This window comes from Gemmatimonas sp., assembly GCF_041689975.1.
In the GTDB taxonomy this organism is placed as follows: Bacteria; Gemmatimonadota; Gemmatimonadetes; order Gemmatimonadales; family Gemmatimonadaceae; genus Gemmatimonas.
This window is the reverse complement of record NZ_JBDNFF010000077.1, coordinates 1-6,700: the sequence shown is the minus strand read 5'-3', so window position 1 is coordinate 6,700 and position 6,700 is coordinate 1. Positions and strand designations below refer to the sequence as shown.

Sequence of the window (6,700 nt, the reverse complement as noted above, 5' to 3'; positions counted from 1 at the left end):
GACCGTGGCTGATTCAAACGCGCTGCCTGCGGTGTTGCAGGCGTTCGGTGTACGCGTGATCGACGATGGCGTGAACGGGTTCGTGCACAACGCGGCGTTGCATGTGGTCGACCCCGATGGGCGACTGGTGGCGATCCTTCCCTTCGACGCGATCGGCGAAGCGCTCGAGGTGGCGGAGATGCATTGGCGTGCGCGAACGAACCGACGATGAGTACGGGGCGGGTGGTATTGGCGGTGCTGGCGGTGAGTGCAGTGGGTGTGGCCATCGTCGCGCGCAGCCCGCTCGAGCAGACGATGCAGCGTCATATGCTGATGCAGCTGCCGTTGCTGTTCGGGGCGGGAATGCTGCTGGGGTACGCCGTGCCGTGGCGTGGGGACGTCCGTGCACCGTGGCGCGGATGGAACGCGCAGGGCGGGGCCGGTTTGCTTTTCGCGAGCGGCGTGCTGGCCACGTGGATGGTGCCCCGCGCACTCGACGCCGCGGTCGAGTATGCCGCCATCGATGCACTGAAGGTCCTGTCACTCGTAGCGGCAGGGGCGATTGCGCTGTCCTCCTGGCGTGTCGCCGGTGCGATCGTGCGGACGTTCGTGATCGGCAACATGGCGTGGATGACGGCCACGATCGGGATGCTGTTGCTGGATGCGCCGGTGCGACTGTGTACGAGTTACGGCGCGTCGGATCAACGGGAGACGGGCATCGCGATGATCGCGCTCACGATGGCCGGGGTGGCGGGGACCGCGGTGTACGCGTGGTGGGCACCGCGCTGGTTACCAGCCTGATCGCAGTGACGGAGCACAGAATTGATAGCTTTCGTTCGTGGGTATACCTTTCATCATTGTATCGGTGTAGTTCTTCTCTCTGCTCTGAACCTTTCGCTCTTAGCCCTTAATCATGCCCATCAGCCTTAAGAGCCCAGAAGCCGAACGGTTGGCGCGAACGCTCGCCGAGGCGACTGGCGAATCAATTACCCAAGCCATTACCCGTGCCCTCGAGGAGCGGTTGCAGCGCCTCGACGCCGCCCGCTCGTTCACGCAGTACTTGCTGCCCATACAGCGTGTACAGCAGCGTATCCGCGAGCGTCCGGTGCTCGACGCCCGCGCGGCGGATGACATCATCGGCTACGGTAACGACGGTACGCCCACGTGATCGTCGATACGTCGGTCGTGGTGAGCATCGCCATGGACGAACCCAATGCGCTGGATCTGCTCCACCAACTGCACCAAGCGCCCACGCGCCTCATGTCGGTCGCCTCAGCCGTCGAAGCGTGTCTTGTGCTGGGCGGTCGGCTTGGCGACGGAGGACGAAGCGATCTCGATGCACTGCTGCGTCACCTGAACATCGAGCTGGTCTCGGTCGACGCCGAGCAGTGCGCGGTGGCGCAGGAAGCCGGTGTTCGATTCGGCAAAGGGCGACACGGGGCCGCGCTGAACTTCGGTGATTGCTTCAGCTACGCACTCGCCGCGGTTCGAAATGATCAGCTGCTGTCCACCGGCAATGACTTCGCGCAAACGGATATCGCAGTCGTGACATGGTGACGGCGTAGCGCCGTCAAAGGCGAGCCCTCATCGCCAAACTCCAGACCGGCCTCGATGTCACCCTGATGGCGCAGCGAGGCCGTGACTACGATCTGCCCTGCGCCCTCAATGAGCAGCCCTCCAACGAGCATGGGATCGTGACGACCATCGCCGATGTCGTACGACGGCGCCTGAACTCTCTGCGCAACTGGGAACTCGCCAATGTGGCGCTGGTCCCTTCACTTGTCGCGGTCATGTGGCATGGGAGCGGAGATGCGGCCGCGTGGTTCGCTCCGGTCTTTACGTGCCTGCGACGTACAAACTCATGGGTCATCGGACTGGCCGCTCTGTACGTCGACGTCGGGCACCAGAGGGCTGGAACCGCCGACCGGGCGTGGAGCCTCGCCATCCTGGCATTCGCCTACGTCGAGCACGTCAACTATTACGTCCGGCAGCTCATGCACGACAGAGTGGCTGATGTCGCATACCTGCGGCGGTACCGTCGACTCAGGCACGCGCCCCTACGCCGCGATCTGGCCAGTACCCGCTCGCGCTGAGTGCACCGGGCGCGGCAGGTGCTCGCTTGCTCGACCGTCGTCTGGTCGACGCGCCGACGCCGGCCCTGTACGCGCAGCGCGCTCGGTTGACCTTGAGGTCGGTGAACTACACCGCCACGCTTGGTCTGACCAGGGTCGGCGTCTGCAGGGTGGCGGACTATTTGCGCGTGTTCGAGACGTTGATGACCACGTTTCACTTCCCGCCATGCCGATCATGCTCCGCAAGCTCCGGAACTTCTTCATACGGCTGACCGACACGCTCTGGTTCATCCCGAGCCTGATCGCCCTGTTCATGTCCGCTCTGGCCGTGGTCATGGTCGAGATATCGTCGCTGGTCGATGCAGAGGCGCTGGCGCGATTCCCGCGCGTGTTCGGGGCGAGTGCCGACAGTTCCCGGGCGCTGTTGTCGGCGATCGCGGGCGCGATGATCACGGTGGCCGGACTCACCTTCTCGCTCACCGTGGTCGCGGTGACGCAGGCGTCGACGCAGTATACCCCGCGCATTCTGCGCAACTTCATGCGCGACCGCGGTAATCAGACGGTCCTGGGCGTCTACGTCGGGATGTTCGCGTACTGCATCCTCGTCGTGCGAACCATTCGCAGCGGCGACGAGGGCCGGTTCCTCCCGGCACTTGCGGTCGTGCTCGGTATCGCGCTCGCGATCGGTAGCGTCGGCATGCTGCTTTTCTTCGTGCATCACATCGCCAATGCGCTGCAGGCCTCTACCATCATCCACCGGATCACGGCTGAGACACTCGTGGCGGTTAGCCGCGCCTTTCCCGCGAGCTTTGGCGAACCGATGGGCAACGGAACTCTCGACAACGCGTACATCGACGATGTGCCCGAGAGTGCGTGGCAATCGGTGGCTGCCCGCGTCACAGGCTACGTGCAGTCGATCGACAACAACGGGCTGTTGGAGATCGCCGAATCGATGAACGTCGTGGTGCGGCTCGTGCCCGCCGTGGGGGATTTCGTGATTGAGGGTCATCCGGTCGTGTGGGTGGCGCCGTCACCCGTTTCAGGACAGGGTGTGCCGCTTGCGCCCTCCGACCTCCGCGACGTGGCGGGGGTGCTGACCATCAGCAGCTATCGCACGGTCCATCAGGACGCCGCCTTCGGCATTCGACAACTCGTCGACATCGCGCTCAAGGCCCTTTCTCCCGGCATCAACGACACGACGACGGCGATCACCTGCATTGACCACCTTGGCGCCATTCTCGTGAGCGTCGTGGGCCGGCCAGACGTCTCGACGGCTCGCGCCGTACGCGGCGTCGTGCGCGTCCTCGCCCCGGCGCCGACCTTTGCGTCCCTGCTGGAATTGGCATTCGATGAAATCCGTCAGAGCGCGATTACGAACGTCAGCGCCCTGACCCGCCTGCTGACCACGATCGCCACCGTTGCCAGGTGCCCGATGCAGGACGAGCGTCGCGCTGATCTTGGTGATCAGATCCTGCGGATTGCCGAAGCGGCGCGGCACGTGCCGTTGCAGTTCGACCGCACGCGTCTTCTTGCTCTCGTCGAGCAAACGCGCACGACGCTCCGTGCGGGACCGCACTGACCTGAACCACTCCGACACCCGAAACGAGCACATCGATTACGACCTCGGTGAGACCGCGGGCTGTTTCCACCGAACCAAGCGTTGGCGGCGTCAGGTGGCCCGGATTTCGCGCAGGATCTCAGCACACTGAAGGGTCCACTGACGAGGAGACGACATCGTGAAACCGATCGCCACCCACCCCGGGGATGCAGCGCCACGCCGCGAGCAGGCGGCAACGAATGGGCATAAGAAGGACCAGATGCTGCATGGTTCGTACGGCCGATTTGCGGCGATGATCGCGACGTCCACCGCGATCATGTTCGTCCTGATGTACTCGCTGGTGTACCGGCCGGAGCATCTGTGGTTCGCTGACACGCGCTTCCTGATGGCGCTCTACATGGGCGCCATGATGACGGTGGTCATGTTGGCATTCATGATGGGCATGTACCGCAACATGACGGTGAACGGGGCGATCTTCGGAGGGGCAGCCGTCGTCTTCGTTGTCGCACTCTCCCTCGCACGCAGTCAGGCGACGATCGGCGACGTTGCCTACATGAAAGCGATGATTCCGCACCATTCGATCGCGATTCTCACGAGCTCGCGCGCAGAAATACGCGACCCTCGAGTGCGCGCCTTGGCCGACAGCATTATCGTGGCGCAGAACCGGGAGATCAGCCAAATGGAAGCACTCATCCGCGAACTGGAGCAGCGATAGCTACGCGCCCGCCGCCCGAGAAGCGCGAGGAGCTTGCGAACGAGCGCTTCCAGCTGCTGAGGCAGATCGGGGAAGCCGTCGAGCGTCCAATGACGCTGCTTGCGTTCGTGTGGCTCGTGCTGATCGTGGTGGAGCTGACCGCCGGACTATCGCCGGTGCTCGAGACGCGCAACGTCGTGATCTGGGCGCTCTTCGTGCTGTAGTTCCTGATCGAGTTCATCATCGCGCCGCGCAAGGTTGCCTACCTGCGCAGCACTGGCTGACGACAATTTCGCTGGTACTTCCCGCGCTCCGCATCGTACGGATCGCGCGCGTGGTGCGAGCTATAGGCGCGGCTCGCAAGATACGGCTCGTTGGCGTCGTCAGCTCGGCGAACCGCGGCATACGCACGCTCGACCGCGTGATGGGCCGCTGCGGGCTCTCTTACGTTCCAGCCCTCACGCTGCTCGTGAACCTGCTCGTGAACCTGCTCGTGAACCTGCTCGGCGCGGCCGGCATCCTCGCCTTCGAACGGGAGAGGATCGGCGGCGGGATCGACGGGTACGGCAGTGCGCTCTGGTGAACGGCGATGACGATCACCACCATGGGTGCAGACTTCTTTCCGCTCACACCCGAAGGTGGGTTGCTGGACCTCCTGCTCGCGATCTACGGCTTCGCCGTATTCGGATACGCCACTGCGGCGATCGCGAGTTTCTTTGTGGCGCGCGAGGCCGAGGAAGGTGATGGCGAGCTCGCCGGCGCTGCGCAAATGGTGTCATTGCGCGAAGAAAAGGCCGCGCTCAACCAACGGGTGGAGACGCTGCTGGAGCGCCTTTCGGAGCGCCTGCGGGCGACGGCGCGGCCGTCGTCGCCAGACGAGCACCGCCGTCAGCCGCATCACAATGAGTGACGGCCCGTCGTGCCGCAGCGAGCCCCGCGCACAGTCTGCGCGCACTCACGCGTTGTCAACGCGCGTGCGCACTCTCGGAGAATTCCTCGATCATTTTGGCGTTGAAGTCGTCGAGATCCTTCGGACTGCGGCTTGTCACGAGTCCTTGGTCGGTGACCACCGCTTCGTCCACCCACGTTGCCCCGGCGTTCGTCACGTCCGTGCGTATCGAGGGGTAGGAAGTCATGCGTCGACCGCTCGCTGCACCCGCCTCGACAACAAGCCACGGTGCGTGGCAGATCGCGGCCACTGGCTTGCCGGCGGAGAAAAAATCACGCACGAAGGACACCGCGTCCGCGTCCATGCGCAGCATGTCAGGGTTCATCACACCACCTGGCAACATCAGCGCGTCAAAGCTCTCGGCCTTCATGCTGGGTACCGTACCATCCACCGTGACGGTCTTCTCCGACCACTTGCCATCCGACCATCCGCGAATGGTGTCGGCAGATTTCTCAATGGACACAATGCTGATGTTCGCGCCGGCCGCTTTGAGCGCCGCGAGCGGTGACATGAGCTCTGATTCCTCGAACCCATCGGTAGCCAGGATTGCGACCTTGCGATTGGAGAGATTGTACTGATGTTCGTTGATATCGAAAACAGCCATGTGTTGCCTCCTGTGTGAATTTGCGGTCGTTGTAGTAGTCAGTGCTGCAACATCTGTTCCGCCCCGAATGCACGGATTTTGCCTTCACTGATCACCGAACGCCTGCTCCGGTGATGCATACACGTCCAACCAAAGTGCAGGCACGCGCCAGAATGGACAGGTACCGTTCGCAAGCTCCTGAAGCCGCGTGAGGAATGGAAGAAGGTGCTTACTCAGGCGACGGCTCAGATCGTCCGGCGTCTTCCGGATACGAGGTGCAGGATTACCAGCAGCACCACGGCACCGATGAACGCGGTGAAGATCACGCCGGCCAGTCCGGAGAAGGGTGTGCTCACCCCGGGCTGCCGGAAGATCCAGCCGCCAATAAAGGCGCCGACGATGCCGACGATTATGTCACCGATCAGGCCGACACCGCCGACGAGTAGCGATGCGAGTACGCCGGCAACGAGTCCGACGATCAGCCAGGTCACGAGGTCCATGAAAGCGCTCCGGAAAGATGATGAATCAGCCGTGCGCGATATGAGTGGCAATGTTCACGCCACCGCGCGGATAGCTTAGGGTATGGTTCAAACTCCAATCCCTCCGACGCCTCGTGCGGCTATGTCCGCGATGACGGAGGTCGAGTGGCGGGCGCGCGCACTGGCGCACCTCGAGCGTGTGGAGCAGTGGACGCGGCCACGCCGAGAGCGGCGGGCTCGCGGGGAGGCGCATCCGGTGTACGACTTTCTGTTCCAGTATTACACATATTCGGCTGGGCAGTTGGAGGCATGGCACCCCGCGCCGCATGAGTTCCTGGTCGACACCCCGGAGGCCCGCGAGCGCTTCACCGGGCCCGTGTATCGTG

10 protein-coding genes and 2 pseudogenes are annotated in these 6,700 nt (G+C 63.5%); 10 read left to right on the top strand and 2 right to left on the bottom strand.

Translation table 11 applies throughout. The features are described from left to right. From ACESNG_RS05745 to ACESNG_RS05705, 9 genes and pseudogenes are all read left to right on the top strand, one after another. Positions 1–211 (top strand): annotated as a pseudogene (locus ACESNG_RS05745) (hypothetical protein); the annotation flags it as partial. Continuing rightward, a complete protein-coding gene (locus tag ACESNG_RS05740; protein WP_373061163.1) occupies positions 208–780 on the top strand; it encodes a hypothetical protein in 573 nt (190 codons plus the stop codon). The pseudogene ACESNG_RS05745 and the gene ACESNG_RS05740, both read left to right, overlap by 4 nt. A 112-nt stretch (positions 781–892) precedes the next feature. Next, the gene (locus tag ACESNG_RS05735) at positions 893–1,147 is read left to right on the top strand and encodes a type II toxin-antitoxin system VapB family antitoxin (protein ID WP_373061164.1); all 255 of its coding nucleotides are present in this window, start codon (positions 893–895) and stop codon (positions 1,145–1,147) included. Beyond that, positions 1,144–1,536 (top strand): type II toxin-antitoxin system VapC family toxin, encoded by a 393-nt coding sequence (locus ACESNG_RS05730; protein ID WP_373068143.1) that lies wholly within the window; start codon positions 1,144–1,146, stop codon positions 1,534–1,536. Before ACESNG_RS05735 ends, ACESNG_RS05730 begins: the two co-directional genes overlap by 4 nt. Before the next feature lie 65 nt (positions 1,537–1,601). After that, entirely contained in the window at positions 1,602–2,072 is a 471-nt protein-coding gene (locus ACESNG_RS05725; protein WP_373061166.1) for a hypothetical protein, read from the top strand. Positions 2,073–2,277: 205 nt separating this feature from the next. Beyond that, positions 2,278–3,630, top strand: a complete 1,353-nt coding sequence (locus ACESNG_RS05720; protein ID WP_373061167.1) for a DUF2254 domain-containing protein — start codon at positions 2,278–2,280, stop codon at positions 3,628–3,630. Positions 3,631–3,868: 238 nt separating this feature from the next. Beyond that, positions 3,869–4,324 carry a DUF305 domain-containing protein gene (locus ACESNG_RS05715; protein ID WP_373061183.1) on the top strand — a complete coding sequence of 152 codons (456 nt, stop codon included), beginning with the start codon at positions 3,869–3,871 and terminating at the stop codon, positions 4,322–4,324. 313 nt (positions 4,325–4,637) lie between these two features. Next, entirely contained in the window at positions 4,638–4,886 is a 249-nt protein-coding gene (locus ACESNG_RS05710; protein WP_373061168.1) for a hypothetical protein, read from the top strand. Between the two features lie 6 nt (positions 4,887–4,892). Further along, positions 4,893–5,213 (top strand): hypothetical protein, encoded by a 321-nt coding sequence (locus ACESNG_RS05705; RefSeq protein ID WP_373061169.1) that lies wholly within the window; start codon positions 4,893–4,895, stop codon positions 5,211–5,213. 55 nt (positions 5,214–5,268) lie between these two features. Here ACESNG_RS05705 and ACESNG_RS05700 read toward each other — a convergent pair whose 3' ends face one another. Both ACESNG_RS05700 and ACESNG_RS05695 read right to left on the bottom strand, forming a co-directional pair. Next, the gene (locus ACESNG_RS05700) at positions 5,269–5,856 is read right to left on the bottom strand and encodes a type 1 glutamine amidotransferase domain-containing protein (RefSeq protein ID WP_373061170.1); all 588 of its coding nucleotides are present in this window, start codon (positions 5,854–5,856) and stop codon (positions 5,269–5,271) included. Between the two features lie 224 nt (positions 5,857–6,080). Then, positions 6,081–6,335, bottom strand: a complete 255-nt coding sequence (locus ACESNG_RS05695; RefSeq protein ID WP_373061171.1) for a GlsB/YeaQ/YmgE family stress response membrane protein — start codon at positions 6,333–6,335, stop codon at positions 6,081–6,083. Positions 6,336–6,456: 121 nt separating this feature from the next. Between ACESNG_RS05695 and ACESNG_RS05690 the strand changes: the two are divergent. Beyond that, positions 6,457–6,700 (top strand): annotated as a pseudogene (locus tag ACESNG_RS05690) (3-methyladenine DNA glycosylase); the annotation flags it as partial.

Excerpts from the sequence above, each read along its gene's own strand:
- ACESNG_RS05740 (WP_373061163.1), top strand. The coding sequence starts at position 208 with ATGAGTACGGGGCGGGTGGTATTGGCGGTGCTGGCGGTGAGTGCAGTG.
- ACESNG_RS05735 (WP_373061164.1), top strand. The coding sequence starts at position 893 with ATGCCCATCAGCCTTAAGAGCCCAGAAGCCGAACGGTTGGCGCGAACG.
- ACESNG_RS05715 (WP_373061183.1), top strand. The coding sequence starts at position 3,869 with ATGCTGCATGGTTCGTACGGCCGATTTGCGGCGATGATCGCGACGTCC.
- ACESNG_RS05695 (WP_373061171.1), bottom strand. The coding sequence starts at position 6,335 with ATGGACCTCGTGACCTGGCTGATCGTCGGACTCGTTGCCGGCGTACTC.
- ACESNG_RS05725 (WP_373061166.1), top strand. The coding sequence starts at position 1,602 with ATGGCGCAGCGAGGCCGTGACTACGATCTGCCCTGCGCCCTCAATGAG.
- ACESNG_RS05720 (WP_373061167.1), top strand. The coding sequence starts at position 2,278 with ATGCCGATCATGCTCCGCAAGCTCCGGAACTTCTTCATACGGCTGACC.
- ACESNG_RS05700 (WP_373061170.1), bottom strand. The coding sequence starts at position 5,856 with ATGGCTGTTTTCGATATCAACGAACATCAGTACAATCTCTCCAATCGC.
- ACESNG_RS05705 (WP_373061169.1), top strand. The coding sequence starts at position 4,893 with ATGACGATCACCACCATGGGTGCAGACTTCTTTCCGCTCACACCCGAA.